Annotated in this window: 14 protein-coding genes; 7 read left to right on the plus strand and 7 right to left on the minus strand. The window is 73.6% G+C overall.

All coding sequences use genetic code 11. The features are described from left to right. Positions 1-24: 24 nt before the first annotated feature. The 4 genes from ABZ719_RS09830 to ABZ719_RS09845 all read right to left on the minus strand — a co-directional run bounded on the left by ABZ719_RS09830 (position 25) and on the right by ABZ719_RS09845 (position 3,465). On the minus strand, positions 25-1,044 hold the full coding sequence (locus ABZ719_RS09830; protein ID WP_366724695.1) for a DUF2891 domain-containing protein: 1,020 nt from the start codon (positions 1,042-1,044) through the stop codon (positions 25-27). Then, on the minus strand, positions 1,044-1,694 hold the full coding sequence (pcp, locus tag ABZ719_RS09835) for a pyroglutamyl-peptidase I (RefSeq protein ID WP_366724696.1): 651 nt from the start codon (positions 1,692-1,694) through the stop codon (positions 1,044-1,046). The genes ABZ719_RS09830 and pcp overlap by 1 nt, the downstream gene beginning before the upstream one ends. An 80-nt stretch (positions 1,695-1,774) precedes the next feature. Then, entirely contained in the window at positions 1,775-2,749 is a 975-nt protein-coding gene (locus ABZ719_RS09840) for a DUF979 domain-containing protein (RefSeq protein ID WP_366724697.1), read from the minus strand. Further along, complete coding sequence (locus ABZ719_RS09845; RefSeq protein ID WP_037854922.1) at positions 2,746-3,465, minus strand: DUF969 domain-containing protein; 720 nt, start codon at positions 3,463-3,465, stop codon at positions 2,746-2,748. Before ABZ719_RS09845 ends, ABZ719_RS09840 begins: the two co-directional genes overlap by 4 nt. 188 nt (positions 3,466-3,653) lie before the next feature. On the opposite strand from ABZ719_RS09845, the gene ABZ719_RS09850 reads away from it, so the two are divergent. The 4 genes from ABZ719_RS09850 (at position 3,654) to ABZ719_RS09865 (ending at position 6,738) form a co-directional block, all read left to right on the plus strand. After that, positions 3,654-4,406, plus strand: coding sequence for a 5-oxoprolinase subunit PxpA (locus tag ABZ719_RS09850; RefSeq protein ID WP_366724698.1), 753 nt, complete (start codon positions 3,654-3,656; stop codon positions 4,404-4,406). Next, positions 4,403-5,050, plus strand: coding sequence for an allophanate hydrolase subunit 1 (locus ABZ719_RS09855; protein ID WP_366724699.1), 648 nt, complete (start codon positions 4,403-4,405; stop codon positions 5,048-5,050). The genes ABZ719_RS09850 and ABZ719_RS09855 overlap by 4 nt, the downstream gene beginning before the upstream one ends. Then, positions 5,047-5,904, plus strand: a complete 858-nt coding sequence (locus ABZ719_RS09860) for a biotin-dependent carboxyltransferase family protein (protein WP_366724700.1) — start codon at positions 5,047-5,049, stop codon at positions 5,902-5,904. Before ABZ719_RS09855 ends, ABZ719_RS09860 begins: the two co-directional genes overlap by 4 nt. Before the next feature lie 378 nt (positions 5,905-6,282). After that, positions 6,283-6,738, plus strand: coding sequence for an SRPBCC family protein (locus ABZ719_RS09865; protein ID WP_366724701.1), 456 nt, complete (start codon positions 6,283-6,285; stop codon positions 6,736-6,738). 145 nt (positions 6,739-6,883) lie between these two features. Here ABZ719_RS09865 and ABZ719_RS09870 read toward each other — a convergent pair whose 3' ends face one another. Further along, a complete protein-coding gene (locus tag ABZ719_RS09870) occupies positions 6,884-7,672 on the minus strand; it encodes an alpha/beta hydrolase (protein WP_366724779.1) in 789 nt (262 codons plus the stop codon). Between the two features lie 161 nt (positions 7,673-7,833). Between ABZ719_RS09870 and ABZ719_RS09875 the strand changes: the two genes are divergently transcribed. Further along, on the plus strand, positions 7,834-8,754 hold the full coding sequence (locus tag ABZ719_RS09875) for an AraC family transcriptional regulator (protein WP_366724702.1): 921 nt from the start codon (positions 7,834-7,836) through the stop codon (positions 8,752-8,754). A 108-nt stretch (positions 8,755-8,862) separates the two neighbouring features. Then, on the plus strand, positions 8,863-9,033 hold the full coding sequence (locus tag ABZ719_RS09880; RefSeq protein ID WP_037855028.1) for a hypothetical protein: 171 nt from the start codon (positions 8,863-8,865) through the stop codon (positions 9,031-9,033). A gap of 148 nt (positions 9,034-9,181) precedes the next feature. On the opposite strand, the gene ABZ719_RS09885 is transcribed toward ABZ719_RS09880, so the two are convergent. Further along, positions 9,182-9,601 (minus strand): hypothetical protein, encoded by a 420-nt coding sequence (locus tag ABZ719_RS09885; protein WP_366724703.1) that lies wholly within the window; start codon positions 9,599-9,601, stop codon positions 9,182-9,184. 354 nt (positions 9,602-9,955) lie between these two features. Between ABZ719_RS09885 and ABZ719_RS09890 the strand changes: the two genes are divergently transcribed. Continuing rightward, a complete protein-coding gene (locus ABZ719_RS09890; RefSeq protein WP_366724780.1) occupies positions 9,956-11,428 on the plus strand; it encodes a family 43 glycosylhydrolase in 1,473 nt (490 codons plus the stop codon). Positions 11,429-11,625: 197 nt separating this feature from the next. Here ABZ719_RS09890 and ABZ719_RS09895 read toward each other — a convergent pair whose 3' ends face one another. Continuing rightward, complete coding sequence (locus ABZ719_RS09895) at positions 11,626-15,657, minus strand: endo-alpha-N-acetylgalactosaminidase family protein (protein WP_366724781.1); 4,032 nt, start codon at positions 15,655-15,657, stop codon at positions 11,626-11,628. Between the last annotated feature and the right edge of the window lie 126 nt (positions 15,658-15,783).

Consider the following 15,783-nt stretch of genomic DNA (forward strand, 5'->3'; position numbering starts at 1 on the left):
CCGCCAGGATAGCCCGGCCCGCCGTCAGGCCTCGCCCGGGTCCGGCACGTCGAGCGCCAGCACGGCGAAGGTGGCCAGCCAGTGGTCGGTGGTGAAGTCGCCGCGTTCCACGGCGGGCAGGCCCGCGGCGAGGTGCGCCTCGGCCGCCTCGGCCAGACGGCCGCGGACCGGGCCGGCCGGCAGCGCCCCGGCGATCGACCGCAGCGCGGCGGCCCTGCTCAGGGCGAGGCCCAGCAGGTGACCGATCTGCGGATCGGCGTGGTCGGAGACGACGGGCACGTCCAGGAGCGGGCAGGGGGCGCCGGAGCGCAGCGCGGGCAGGAAGCGGTCGAGCCACCGCGCGAACCGCTCCGCGTCGAGCACCCGGCGCATCGCGTCGGCCTCGCTCAGCGCGGGCGACAGGAAGTCCTGGCCCGAGGGCTCCCAGTGCGCGGGGGCGTCGTGGTCGTCGGCGAACCAGGCCAGCAGGCGTTCGCGCACGGCCTCGGTGGTCGTGGCGGACAGTTCCCCGGCGTCCAGGAGGAGACCGAGCGCGAAGGCGCTGTTGGGGTGGTTGCCGTGGCGCACCGGATAGGTGGCCTTCGGCAGCCAGTCGGCCAGCAGCCGGTCGACGGCGGCGACGGCCGGTGCCAGCGCCTCGCTCCAGCGTGCGCCGGCGGCGCCCCCGTACGCCCGGCACTCGGCGGCGAGCGCGACCAGCCACGCCCAGCCGTAGGGCCGCTCGAAGGAGGGCCGCTCCAGGAGGTAGGCGGCTTCGACGGCGAGGGCGTCCGGGGTGAGGTGCCGGTCGAGCACCTCGGTGAACGGCGCCGTCCCGGCGAGCGCGGGTGTCGCCCCGTGGCGGCGCAGCATGCGCACGAGCAGCCAGTGCATGTGGACCGAGGAGTGCCAGTCGTAGGCACCGTAGAAGGCCGGGTGCAGGGTGCTCGGCCGCACGTCCTGTCCGGCCGAGGTGACCAGGTGGGCGGGGAAGTTGGGGTATTCGCGGGTGATGTTGGCGAGGGCGAGCCGGGCGAAGGGCACCGCGTAGGAGGCGAGCGGCATCAGTGGGTGGCCCCCTCGGTGGTCTTCAGGTCCTGGCCCGCGGGGGTGGTGGCGGCGGCGACCAGCAGGGCGCGCAGTCCGCGGGCGACGGTGGCGGGCTCCAGGGCCGGGGCGGTGCCGTCGGTGACCTGCTCGGGCGCCCAGGGCACGTGCACGAAACCCCCGCGGACGTGCGGGAACTCGGTGGCGATCAGGTGGCCGAGGCCGTAGGCGACGTGGTTGCAGACGAAGGTCCCGGCGGTGTGGGACACGGCGGCCGGGACCCCGGCCGCGCGCACGGCGGCGACGCAGGCCTTGACGGGCAGCGAGGAGAAGTAGGCGGCGGGGCCGCCGGGCACGACCGGTTCGTCCACCGGCTGCGCGCCGTCGTTGTCGGGGATGCGGGCGTCGTCGAGGTTGATGCCGACACGTTCGACGGTGACACCGGGACGGCCGCCCGCCTGGCCCAGGCACAGGACCAGGTCGGGGGCGCAGGAGCGGACGGCGTCCCGCAGCGCGCCGAGGGAGGTGGCGAAGACGCAGGGGAGTTCGGCGGCGGTGACCGTGAGCCCGGCGGGCGGCTCGGCGGCCAGGAGGGAGGCCGCCTGCCAGGAGGGGTTCACTGTCTCGCCGCCGAAGGGGGCGAAGCCGGTGACGAGCACACGGGTCATGGGACTTCCTTCACGGGGGGGGACGACGGGGGACGGGCCGGGCAGGCGCGGGGGTCGGCGCGCGGTGCCGGCCGGGCGGCTCAGAAGGCGAAGACCGCCATGATCACGGTGCAGCAGACCAGGAGCGGCAGTGCCGTCGGGATCTGCGCCTTGATCGGCCCGTACTGGTCCTTCAGTTCGAGCAGGGTGGCCGGGACGATGTTGAAGTTGGCGGCCATCGGCGTGCACAGCGTGCCGGCGAAACCCGCCAGCATGCCGATGGCGAGGACGGCGGCCTCGTTGCCGTGCATCTGCTCGATCAGGACGGGCCAGCCGATCGCCGCGGTCATCACGGGGAAGGCGGCGAACGCGTTGCCCATGATCACCGTGAACAGGAACATGCCGACGCAGTACGCGATCACCGCGAGGTACTTCGAGTTGTCCGGCAGCACGTCGTCGACGATCTTGCCGACCTGGGTGCCGACCCCGGCCAGCGCGAAGATCGACCCGAGGACGGCGAGGAGCTGGGGCAGCAGCAGCGCGGAGCCCATCGCTTCCAGCATGGAGCGGCCGGAGTGCAGCGGCACGGAGAGCTTCTTCTCACCCGTGACGAGCATGCCGACGACGAGGGCGACGACGCATCCGACGCCGAGGCCGATCAGCGTGGCCTTGCCCGTCTCGAACAGCCCGGAGTCGTCGAGCACGGAGGCGCACACGATCGCGACCAGCGGGATCGTCAGGGCCGGGATGAAGATCCGGCTGCCCAGCCGGGCGGCGGAGGCCTCGCGCTGCTCGGCGGTGGTGGTCACCGGGACGCCCTTGCCGAGGAAGTTGAACCCGGCGAGCACGATCAGCACGAGGACCGCCACGCCGAGCGGTTCGGCGGGCAGGGTCCAGCCGCCGTTGTGCGCCTCACCGTTGGCGACGCCGGTGCCGTAGGGGAAGGTGAGGCCGAGCAGCCCCCAGAACGCCGCGGACGTCCACCGCTTCGGATTGCTGCGGTCGGCCGCCATCTGCACGGCCATGACGACGAAGACGAGGCCCACCAGCCAGTAGAGCCATTCGACCTTGATCACTTGGCGGTTCCCTTCGGCAGCGGCAGGTCGTGCTCCGCGGCGGCGAGCGCCATCTCGCGCTCCAGTTGCCGGTCCAGGAGCAGCAGACGGGCGCCGTGGATGAGGAAGGCGCAGACGGCGAGCGGGATCGCCCACAGCGCCAGCTGGGTCGGTTCGAGTTCCTGGTGGTACGTCGAGTTCACGAAACCGGTGATGAGGAGGATCGAGCCGATCGCGATGAAGCAGTCCTCGCCGAAGAAGACACCGACGGTGTCCGCCGAGGCCGCGTAGGAGCGCACCTTCTCGCGCAGGCGCTCGGGCAGTGCCGCGCCCGTGGTCCGTTCGGCCGCCGCCTCGGCCATGGGCGCGACGAGCGGCCGCACGGTCTGCGCCGGGCCGCCGATGCTGTTGAGGCCGAAGGCCGCCGTGACCTGCCGGACCAGCAGGTAGACGGTGAGGAAGCGGCCTGCGCTGAGGCTGCCGAGACGGCCTATGAGGTTGCGGGCCTGCTCCCGCAGGCCGTAGCGCTCCAGGAGGCCGATCACGGGGAGCACGATGGCGAAGACGGTGACCGAGCGGCTGTCGGCGAAGGACCGGCCGAAGGCCGCGAGGACCTCCAGCGGGTTCATCCTGCCGAGCAGGCCGGTGACGATCCCGGCGACGCCCACGACCAGGACGGGATTGCGGCGTGTGACGAATCCGAGGATCACCACGACCACACCGAGGAGAACGATCATGCGCGGCCTTCTTCAGGCGTTGGGGACAGGGGGCCCCGCAGGGGCGGAGCCGGGCTTCCGGTTCCGGGGGGATGCACGGACCCTAGGCGATCGTTGAACGATCGAACAAGGGGTGAATTCACGTCGTCTCCTCCGGAGGGCCACGGCACCCCTTGTCGGATCGTTCAACAATCGTCTACTTTCGAGGCGTGATCGATCTCAACGCGGACCTCGGTGAAGGCTTCGGACGCTGGACCCTCACCGACGACGACGCCCTCCTGTCGGTCGTCACCAGCGCCAACGTCGCCTGCGGATTCCACGCCGGCGACCCCTCGGTGATGCGCCGCGTCTGCGACCTCGCCGCCGAACGCGGAGTACGGATCGGGGCCCAGGTCTCCTACCGCGACCTGGCCGGCTTCGGACGGCGCGCCATGGACGTGCCCGCCGAGGAACTGGCGGCCGAGACCGCGTACCAGATCGGGGCGCTGCGCGTCTTCGCCCGGGCGGCGGGCGCCGACGTGGCCTACGTCAAACCGCACGGCGCGCTCTACAACCGTACCGTCCACGACGCGGAGCAGGCCGCCGCCGTCGTGGCCGGGGTGACCCTCGCCGGCGGCGGCCTGCCCGTGCTCGGCCTGCCCGGCTCGTGCCTGCTCGCCGCCGCCGGGGAGGCCGGCCTCACGCCCGTGCCCGAGGCCTTCGCCGACCGCGCCTACACCCCCGAGGGCACCCTCGTGCCGCGCCGCCGGGAGAACGCCGTCATCACCGACGAGGACGCCGTGGTGCGCCGCGCGGTCGCCTTCGCCGTGGACGGCGCCGTCCGGGCCGTGGACGGCACCACCGTCACGGTCGCCGCACGCTCCCTGTGCGTGCACGGCGACACCCCGGGCGCCGCCCTCATCGCGGCCCGGGTCCGCGCCGCGCTGGAGAGCGCGGGCGTCGAGGTCGGGGCCTTCGCATGACCGGCGAGCGGCCCCTGAGCGTACGCACCGCAGGCCGGCACGCCCTGCTCGTCGACCTGCCCGACGCCGAGCGCACCGCCGCCTTCCACGCCGAACTCCTGCGCCGCCGCGCGGCCGGAACCCTGCCGCCGGTCGAGGAGATCGTGCCCGGCGCGCGGACCGTCCTGCTGGACGGCGTGTCCGACCCCGCGGCACTGGCCCGGCGCCTCGCCCACTGGGACGTCCCCGCGCGGGCCGCCGACACCGGGGGAGTGGCCGAGATACCCGTCCGCTACGACGGGCCCGACCTGGCCGACGTGGCCGCCCTGTGGGGGATCCGTCCCCAGGAGGTCGCCGCCCGGCACTCCTCGTACACCTACCGCGTCGCCTTCTGCGGATTCGCTCCCGGGTTCGGCTACCTCACCGGGCTCCCCGGACCGCTGCACGTGCCGCGCCGCGACACGCCCCGCACCCGGGTCCCGGCCGGCGCGGTCGGCCTCGCGGGCCCCTACACCGCCGTGTACCCGCGCGCCACCCCCGGCGGCTGGCAGCTGATCGGCACCATGCCCGACCCCGGCCGGCTGTGGGACCTCACCCGGGACGAACCGGCGCTCCTCACCCCCGGCACCCGGGTGCGGTTCGTCGCCGAGGACGGGACGGCATGAGTTCCGAGATCACCGTCGTACGCCCCGGAGCCCTCACCACGGTCCAGGACGCGGGCCGGCCCGGCCACGCCCACCTCGGCGTCCCGCGCTCCGGCGCACTGGACGCGCCCGCGCTGCGCCTCGCCAACCGCCTGCTCGGCAACGACCCCGACGCCGCCGCCCTGGAGACCACGGTGACCGGCTGCGCCCTGCGCCCCGGCCGGGCCGTCACCGTCGTGGTCGGCGGCGCGCCCTGCCCCGTGACGGTCGACGGCCGCCCCGCCGCCTGGGGCACGCCGGTGCACGTGCCCGCGGGCGCGGTCCTCGACGCCGGAACCGTCACGGCGGGACTGCGTTCGTACGTGGCCGTCGCCGGCGGTGTCGCCGTCGCACCGGTCCTCGGCAGCCGCTCGACCGACCTGCTCTCCGGACTCGGCCCGCAGCCCCTGAGCGCGGGAGACGTCCTCCCCCTGGGCGCCCCCGCCGGGCGGACGGCGCTGCCCGGCGCCGCACCCTGGCCGGCCCCGCCCGGCGAACTCGTCCTGCCCCTGCGCCCCGGGCCCCGCACCGACTGGTTCACCGCGGCCGCGCTGCGCACCCTGTTCTCGGCGACGTACCGCGTCTCCCCGCACAGCAACCGCGTCGGCCTGCGCACCGAGGGGCCCGCGCTGGAACGGGCGAGGACCGGGGAACTGCCCAGCGAGGGCATGGTCCTCGGCGCGGTGCAGGTCCCCCCGGACGGACGCCCGGTCGTCTTCCTGAACGACCATCCGACGACCGGCGGTTACCCGGTGATCGGGGTCGTCGCGGAACCCGGCCTGGCGTCGGCCGCCCAGGCCCCGGCGGGCACACCGGTGCGGTTCACGCCCGGGTGAGGGACCACGCCCCGGCCCGCCGCGGACACCCGGCGCGGGAACCTCGGCAGGTGCGTGCCGCACGCCCGCTCCCGGCGGCGGAGGCGCCACCCGGGTTCTGCACCGGCGGCAGTGGTCCGGTACTGACGACAGCGGTCGCGTATCGACGACAGTGGTCACGTACCCACGGCGGAGGTACCGTGCCGGCGCCGGCGGGCCGGTGGCGTCAGGGAAGCCGGATCGGGGGCGGGCGAGGAGACCGGACCCGAGGCCGGTATGGGGGCCCGGATCCCGTCGGGCAGAGAGGCCCGGGGCGGGACCGGCGCACCGCAAGACCGAGTCGGCGGATGCGCAATCGCGCGCATCCCCCCACCGCCCAGCCCGCACTAGCGTGACGGAATGCCGTACCACTACCGCGTCACCGCGCGCTCGCAGGCGAAGCCCGAGACCGTCTACACCCTGCTCCTCCTCGGGGTGACCTGGCCCGCCTGGTCACCGATCGACTCGGTCGAGATCGAGGGCGGCGGCGACCCCGCCGAGCGCCAGGACGTCGGCGACACCCGGATCTTCCGCACCGGCCGGGCCGTCTCCCGTGAACGCATCGTCGAGCTGGTCGCCGACCGCCGGTTCGTCTACGAGAACGCGGGCGGGCCGTTCCGCTCCTACCGGGGCACCGTCGAACTCGCCGAGGCACCGCACGGCGGAACCGACATCACCTGGGCGGCCGACTTCGAACCGAGGCTGCCCGGCACCGGACGGTTCTGGCAGTGGTACCTCACCCGCTACATGCGACGGATGGCCGAAGGACTGGCGGCCTACGCGGCCACCGCCGCCGACCACGGCACGGCCGGGTGAGAGCTCCCGCCGGGACCGGCCGCCGCGGGGCCGCCCTCCGGCCCCGCGGCGAGCCCGGCCCGGGGCGGTCCCGCGCCCGTCCCGTCCGGCGGTACCGGCCGTCACCCGCCGTGCGGCGGCCGCCCGCCGCAGGTCCGCGCGCGGCTCAGGCCCGGACGGCGACGGTCGCCACGAAGCGGCCCACCGCGTCCGCGACCGCCCCGGGAGCCTCCAGCGGCAGCAGGTGCCCGGCGCCCGGGACGACGGTCATGTCCGCGTGCGGCACGAAGGGCAGCAGACATTCGCGCAGCACGCTCGGCGGCTCCACCGCGTCGTGCTCCCCGGCCAGCACCGCCACGGGAACGTCGATGTCCCGCGCCTGAGCGGTGATGTCCTGCGCGATCCCGCGCAGCGGCCACTCCGTGCGGGCGTCGTCCGAGGCGGCGAGGCTGTCCCGGACGACCGCCTCCCGTGTGCCCGGCGGGAGCGCGACGGAGGTCAGGACGTGGTCCAGGGCGTGGCCGACGGACTCCGGTGAGTCGTAGGCGTGGGACAGGCCCTGCCGGTACTCCTCCGTCACGGCGGCGGCCGGCAACGGGGGAGCGGGTGCCACCAGCACCAGACCGGCCAGCCCCGACGGCCGCCGTGCCGCGGCCAGTTGAGCGACCTTCCCGCCCATCGAGTGACCGACGAGGACGAAGGGGCCCTCGACGCATTCCCCGGTCACCCGGATCAGGTCGTCGGCGAGCCGGTCGAGGTCGTACGGGCCCGGCAGCGCACGCGACGTGCCCCAGCCGCGCTGGTCGAAGCGGACCGTCGCCTGCTCCCGCGGCAGACGCCGCACCACCTCGTCCCACGTGCCCGCCGAGCCGCCCCAGTAGTGCGTGAACACCAGCGCGGCCGCACTGCCGCCGCCCGACGTCCGCACCCGCAGCGAGCCGCCCGCCACGGCCACCGTCCTTGTAGTATTCGACACCTTCACGTCCTCTTTCCGCTGTCGCGGCCGACGGGCCCCGTCCGGAACCGACCCGGACGGCGGGCCCCGCCTGCCTCAGTCACGAGGACGACGCTATGCCGGTGCGCCTGCGCTCCTTGCGGGAAAGAGAACGAGTGCTTGTGGAAAACGGACAGTCTGCCGTACGGCAGCTGCGCTACCTCCCCGCCGTCGGGGCCGCCTACGGCGTGGAGGTCCTCAGTTTCGCGTCCCTGCGACGGACGGACACCGCGCGGCGCCGCACGCAGCTGCAACGCCCCGACTTCCACGTCATCGCCCTGATCACCCGGGGCAGCGGCAGCCACGAGGCGGACTTCGAGCGGCACGAGCTGGGCGAGGGCAGTGTCGTGTGGATCAGACCCGGTGCGGTGCACCGCTGGAGCGACGTCGAGGACGTGGACGGCCCCCTGATCCTGTTCCAGCCGGGTTTCCTGCCCGACCCCGGCCTCGAAACGGCCGACGCCGCCGCGCCCGTCTGCCGGCGCCTGTCACCGCAGGCCCTCGTGCTGGCGGAGCTGGCCGCCGAGCACCTCGGCCGCGAACACCGCGCGGCGGTGGCCTCGCCGCGCCTGGCCTCCCCGGCGCTGCTCGCCCACCTGCTGGCCGCGCTGGTCCTGCGCGTCCGTCCCCTGCCCCGCGAGCCGTCTTCCCGCGACGCGGCCGGCCGCGCGGCCCTCCCGGCGGCGGGCGGCCGGGCGCCGGCGGTCTTTCGCGCCTACCGCACCGCCGTCGAGGAGCACTTCGCCCACTGGCACCAAGTCGCCGAGTACGCCCAGGAGCTGGGCTACGACGTACGGACCCTGACCCGGGCGACCCGGGCCGCCACCGGAACCGGTGCCAAGGCGTTCCTCGACCAGCGCATCCTGCTGGAGGCGAAGCGGCTGCTGGCCCACACCGGCCTGCCGGTCGGCGCCTGCGCGCACCGCCTCGGATTCGCCGACACCGGCAACTTCACCACCTTCTTCCGGCGCCAGACCGGCCTGGCCCCCACGGCCTGGACCGCCGCCCTCTTCGCGGGACCGGACCGGGGCGCCGCTCCGTGAGGACCTTGAGCGGCCGCGCGTATACCCTGCCCGGCGTGGAAATAACCCGCGTTCGACGGGCGTGCGGGGGTGAAGCCAGGGCATCCGGTGGCCAGGAGGTCGATGACGATGGTTCCCCTGCTTCTGGTTCTCCTTCTCGCCCTGGTCCTCTTCGGCGCGGGCTTCGCCCTGAAGGCACTGTGGTGGATCGCGGTGATCGTCCTGGTGCTGTGGCTGCTGGGCTTCGTGGTCAGGCCCGCCGGCAGCGGCGGCCGCAGGGGCCGCTGGTACCGGTGGTAGATCTGGCGCGGATGCGCGGACGGATGGGGGCCCGGCCGGTGACGGCCGGGCCCCGCGCGCGTCCGGGCGCCGTGGCGGCGCCGGGGTCGCGCCCTGGCTCAGAGCTGCGAACGCAATCGGCGCCCGGCTCCCCTTCCGTCCGCGGCTCTCAGCGGACCGTCACCTGGAAGACGGCCGAGGCCGCCGTACCGCTGACGATGCGCAGGTCGTTCTTGCCCTTCAGTCCCAGCTTGACGCCGAGCGAGTAGGAGCCGGCGCGCGAGGTGGTCACGGACGCGGGCAGGCTGACCCACTTGCCGTGCTGCTTCTGCTGGAGGGTCACCTTGCTGCCCGGCTTGAGACCGGTGGTGCGGCCCGTGACCCGGAAGAGCTGCCAGGCACGCACCGAGGTCACCGACGGCTTGGCGGTGATGCCGGCCTTGGCGGGCGCGGCCTGCTGCGTGACGGCGCCGCGGGCCGCGGTGGGCGCCGCCGGAGTGGCCGCCATCGCGGTGCCCGCGAGGGCGAGGGAGGCCGCGCCGATGACACCGACGACGGCCGTACGCAGGGAACCCCGTTTCGAGACCATCACTGATCTGCCCCTTTCTGGGTGGCAAGAGTGTTTCGCGCCGAAGGGCACCTACGTGCCGATTGGCGCAGTCACTAGAAATGAGGGCACGGCGCGGGCGGGCGTTCATCGGTGCTTTGTCCCTGTCTTGTAACAGCGGAGCGGGGGCCCGGGGACGCGGGAGTCCCTGCGCCGCGGAGCGGGCCGAAGACTTGGGCAGGCCGCCGCAGGCGCCCTCTTGACGGTGTGTCAACCCGGCCCTACGGTGGCGCATCGTCGTCATTGCATCGATGCAAAGCGGTGGGGTCCGGCGCACAGCGCGACCCGGCGTGCGGACGGACCTCCCAGAAGGAGCCTCTGATGCCCAGGCAGCTGATGCACACGCAACGCCGCGGAACCCCGTACCCCCCTCTCGCCCTGCGCCTGCTCGGCGTCCTCACCGTGCTCGGCCTGATCCTCGCCGGTACGTGCGCCCTGCGCCCCGCCACCGCCCTGGCGGCCCTGCGCACCGCCGCGGCCGGCACCTTCCGCAACCCGCTCAACACCGGCCCCGACCCGTTCATGACCTACTGGAAGGGCGCCTACTACCTCACCACCACCCAGGGCGGCAGCATCCGCATGTGGCGCTCGCCGTCCCTGAGCACGCTGCTCACCACCGCCCCCGTGACCGTCTGGACCGACACCGACGGCTCCCGCGACCGGGACATCTGGGCACCGGAGTTCTACCGCTTCGGCAACCGCTGGTACCTGTACTACACCGCCGACGACGGCACCGACGACCACCACCGGATCTACGTCGCGCAGTCCGACGGCGACGACCCGACGGGCCCCTACCACTTCAAGGCGAAGCTCGTACCGCCCAACCACGCCTCCGACTTCGCCATCGACCCCGGCATCCTCCGGCACGACGGCCGTCTGTACCTCGCCTACAGCGGCATCAACCAGTACCAGCACAACGGCATCAACATCGCGCCGCTGTCGAATCCGTACACCGTCTTTGGCGACGCCGTGGCCGTCGACGCGGCCGGCGGCTGCCCGGAGGTCCGGGAGGGCCCGGAGTTCCTGTACCGCAACGGACGCACCTGGATGACCTACTCCACCTGCGACACCGGCAAGCCCGACTACCAGGTGTGGATGATGTCCCTGCCGTCCGGCGCCGACCCCCTCGTCCCCGGCAACTGGACGCAGCACCAGGGGCCGGTCTTCTCCCGCGCCGACGGCCACGGCGTGTTCGGGCCCGGCCACCACGCCTTCTTCCGCTCGCCCGACGGCACCCAGGACTGGATCGTCTACCACGCCAAGACCACCTCGGCCTACACCTACGGCGACCGCACCACGCGGGCGCAGCGCATCGGCTGGAACGCCGACGGCAGCCCCGCCCTCGGCGTCCCGCTCGCGACGGGGGCCACCCAGGACCTGCCCTCCGGTGACCCCGGTCCCGGCGCGTACTGGATCAACGACGACGGCCGCTCCGACGGCGCCGGGACCGTCACCTACACCGGTTCCTGGAATTCCGGCACCGGCTGCGCCGTGCAGTGCTTCTGGGGCGACGACCACTGGAGCGCGACCGCCGGGAACACCGCCACGTTCACCTTCACCGGCACCCGCATCGCCCTGCTGTCCGTCCGTGACACCGGCAACGGCTACGCGGCCCTCAGCGTCGACGGCGGACCCGAGCAGCGCCTCGACTACTACGGCGCGATCCGCACCGGCGAGACGCTCCAGTTCCTCAGCCCGGCCCTGCCCTACGGGAGGCACACCCTCCGGGTGCGGGTGACGGGCGAGCACGACGGGCAGTCCCAGGCGTCGTACGTCAGCGTCGACCGGGCGGAGGTCTACGTGAACTGACACGGGGCGGTCCTCCCGGGCCCGGCGGAACACCGGGGCGGGGAGGACCGCCGCGCGACGCCGGGATCATCACGCCGCCCCGCGCCCGCCCGCGGTGCGCCGGACGGGGTCCTCACGGCACCCCTCGCGGGGCCGGCGGCACGCACCGGACGGCCTGCCGCGACCGGCGGACACTGATGCCGGTCGCGGCCGCGGTGCTACGCCCGGCCCGCCGGCGGGTAGCCCGTGGGCGGGTCGGCCACGGTGCCGTACACCCGCATCTCGGCGGCCGCCGCGAACGGCCGGCCGTTGAGGGCGTTCAGCGCGGTGAAGCGCACGTAGGAGGCGCGCACCGAGGGGAAGGAGACCCGCTGCATCTGCGGCGAGTCGACGAGCGAGCCGGCGGCCACGGTCGTCCACGTGCTGCCGTCGTCGGAGACGGCCACCTCGTACCCCGCCACGCGGCCGTTCTGCCCGCCGCTCTGCCGGTCCAGGTAGCCGAGACCGTTCACGTCGGCCGGACCGCCCAGCCGCAGCGTCACCCAGTGCGGGTAGGGCGCCTCGGACTCGGTGTAGTCGGTGTGCCAGATGGTGTCCGGATCACCGTCGAGCACGTTGGAGACCGGTCCCTCCGCCGCTCCCGAGGAGAGGTTCTCCGAGTCGGCGCTCGCCCGCATCGAGCCGGGGGAGAGGACCGGCACGCTCGCCACCGCGGCCCTGGCCGGCGCCGACACCGTCTTCGCGGCCCCGGAGCCCGTGTACGCGGCTGTCACCTTCCACGTCGCCGACGTGCCGGCCGCGCCGGCCGGCGGGGTCAGGATCCAGGTCGTGCTGACCGTCGTGCCCGGCCGCACCCGGTCGAAGGCGTTGCCGTCACGGTCCTTGACCGCCGCCGTCCAGCCGGCGGGCAGCCCCTCGAGCCGCACGAGGACGTCCGTGGCGTCGGTCTCCTCGGCGTCGGTGAACGTCGTGACGTACTCGCCGGGCACACCCGGGCTCAGGTCGGTGCCGGCGGGCGTGGTCACACTCGCGCAGGCGGCGCCGCCGCCGACCGGGCCGAGATCGGTCACCCGGAAGTCGTCGAGCACCATGTCCGTACCGGCCGCACCGCCGAGCTTGCGCAGGCCGACCCAGGTGTCGCCGCAGCCCGCCACGATCTCCTTCGCGTACGTCGCGGTGTCCAGGGCCGGCGCGAGCGCGTCACGGGTGATGTCCCGGGAGACGACCTTGCCGTCCCCGACCCGGTCGGCGCCCGTCACCCAGGCCCACTGCCCCTCGACGTTGCTCTGGTACCTGAAGGAGACCGCGTACTTGTGCCCGGCCACGAACGGCACCGTCGCGGGGACGGTGCGGTACACGAGCCCCGTGTTCTCCTCGTGCGCCTTGAGCGAGTGGCCGCCGTCGATGACGTCGTCCACCGCCTGCCCCTCGAGGGCACCGGAGTCGTAGGGCGAGTAGGTGTTCTTCCAGCTCTTCTGGCTGTAGGGCGCGTGCAGGCGGCTCACACTGGTGCGCGGGTCGGTGACGCCTCCCGCGTCGCCCTTCACGAACGGCCCCCAGCCCGGCTGGTTGCCCTCGAAGTCGTCACGGGCGATCACGTCGCCGCCCGGCGCCGGTGCCGAGGTGTCGGCCATGAGCCGGACGTCGTCCACCGTGACCGCCGCGTCCCCGGCCCCCGCGCCGGCCGACACGGTGACCTGACCGCCGGCCGGGGCGGTGAAGGCGACGGACGCGCGCTGCGCGTAGGTGCCCTGCTTGGCGTCGGCCGCCACCGTGTTGCGCAGCGGTGTGGTGTCGAAGCCGTTGCGGGCCTTCACCCCATGTCCCCGCACAGCGAGTGCGACGGGGCGGCGCTGCCCGGCGGCGACCTCGACGTCGGCGCTCAGGGTGTACCGCCTGCCGGGTGTGAGGCCCCCGACCCGCTGGGAGATGCCGGACACCCCGGTGCCCAGACGCACCACGTTGTCGCCGGTGCCGGTACGGACGAGGGCCGCCGCGCCCCGGGGGCTCCAGGCTTCGAGGTTCCCGGCGTTGAAGCCGGGGTCGGTCAGGGCGGTGCCCTCACCGTAGCGGGCCGAGCGGTGCGGAGCCCGGTCACCGTCCGGTGCGAGGACGTACGGCCGGTCCTTGTCGCCGGTGACCGTCACCTTCCCGTCCCTGGCCCGCACGCGGCCCGCCTTCACGCGGCCCTGGTCGGTGAGCCGGTACAGGGTGAAGGAGCGGGTGGCGGCGAACTGCTTCGTCAGCGTGAAGGTGTGGGTGCCGCCCGACCCGCTGTAGTAGTACATCTTGTCGGCGCGGCTCGGGGAGGAGGTGCCGTTCCCGCCCTTGGCCTCGCCCCAGGGCAGCAGATACGTGTCCCCGTCGAGCACGACCGTGCCGTCCATCGACACCTGGCGCCGCCCGTCGTCGAGGGCGACCCGCACGCCGCCGGTGAGGGTGGCGGACTTCCCCTGGTCCCAGTTCGTGATCTGGTAGTGCTGGAGGAACTTGGCCGGCAGGTTGTCGGTCCAGATGTTGCGGTAGAAGGCCTGGAAGTCGTCGTGGCCGGTCCAGCCCTCGAACTCCTTGATGCTGCTGCCGCCGAGCAGCGGGTCGACGTTCCACACGTCACGGTCGGAGTTGGCGATGAACCGCACGATGCGGGAGTTGATGCCCTTGTTGCTGGCGCCGCCGTAGTTCTTGTCGTTGGCCCAGTGCGACCACACCGAGCTGCCCTCGAACTTGTACGACCACTCGGTGGCGACCTCGAAGCCCATCTTCCGCAGTTGCGCGGCCAGTCCGTCGGCCAGCCACCCGCTGGAGTAGTAGGCGTCGATGTAGACGGTCCTGATGCCCGGCGCCTCCTTGCGCAGTCGCGCGAACCGGTCGAGGATCGCGCCGCTGCCCAGGTCGGTGCGCTGGTCGATGTGGTACGACTGGTTCAGCCAGTCCCAGCCGTTCGGCTGGCCCTTGACCAGAGCCTCGGTGAAGTTCTCGGCCTGCGGGTAGGCCTCGGTGGCGTTCACGTGCACGGCGAAGTCGGAGTTGTAGCCGGCCCCGGCCGAGGTGAGCTTGTTCAGGTCGGTGAGCCCGCCCGCCCGGACGTTGTAATTGCCGCCGTAGTCGGGGTGGGCCGAGTCGTGGCCCTCGTCGGCGTAGCCCTTCTCCAGCACCCACTGGCCGAGGTCGTCGGTGGCCATCGAGATCCGCTTGACGTTGTCGAGCGTCTTCAGGAACGGATTGGTCGCCTGGCCGGCGAAGTTGAACGGGATGTGCTGCACGACGCGCTCGGGCACGCGGTCCGCGCCGAGCGGACGGGTCATACGGTCCCGGTAGGCGATGGCGCCGTCCTGCCAGTCCGCCGTCCCGTCACCGTTGGCGTCCCCGGAGAGGACGACGGTGGCCCGGGGCAGCGCGTACGTCCGCACCCGAGGGTCGGTGGCGCCCCGGGGCGCGTACGTGTACGAGCCGACGGACAGTTCCGCGCGGCGCGCGCCGTTGCCGGCGTCCACGATCCGCGACTGCAGGCGGGTGTTCCAGTTGTCGTTGTTGTCCTGCGCGGAGTCGTCGGTCGCGTTGGTGATGACGCCGGCGGCCAGACCGCCGTCGCTCACGAAGCCGTACGGCGTTCCGACGGCGGCCTTGTCCGGTGCCGTCGCCGCGGTGATCGCGACGAACTGGTCGGCGGTGGTGGTCGAGTCCGCCGATATCCTCGTCCGCGCCAGGGTCGCCTGCGCGGCCGAGGAGTCGACCGAGACGAGCGACTGGTCGGGGATCGCCAGTTGGTCCACGGTCGACGCGGCGGCGCCCTCGATGCTCTGCACCGCGAAGACGACCGTCTGCTGATCGGTCACCGTGATCGTCGAGGTGATCGTCAGGTCGGGCAGGCCGGCGAACGTGGAGGTGTAGACGGCCCGGCCGCCGTGCGCCTTCATGGTCGTGGTGGCGGGGTACGCCTTGCCGTTGACGGCGAAGGTGTCCAGGGCGCGTGCCTGGCCGCCCAGAGTCCTGCCGTCCATCGTGTACGAGATGACCTGGGGGAACTCCTGGGCCACCCGCACCGTCAGGCCCGGACCCGTGAGTTCGACCGGTGTCGCGGGGGTGTCCGGGGGAGCGGGCGCGGCCGTGGCCGGGACAGCGGCCTGGCCGGCCTGGGCCGGCAGGGCGCCGGCGGAGAGGGTGCCGAGGACGATGAGCGCGGCTGCCGCCGCGGCGCCGGGTCTCGGGCGTCCGCGGCGCCGCGGACGTCGGGAGTGGTGCAGGGGCATGGGATCCACCTGGAGGCTTCCTCGTGGCTGTGAACAGGAGAGTGAGGAAGACAGTAAGGCAAAGTTATCGATAACAATAGGGGCCCGACCTGTTCCCTCGTGCGCCAAGCTCCCGCCCGAGTACGC

The organism is Streptomyces sp. NPDC006743, assembly GCF_040703815.1.
Lineage (GTDB): Bacteria > Actinomycetota > Actinomycetes > Streptomycetales > Streptomycetaceae > Streptomyces.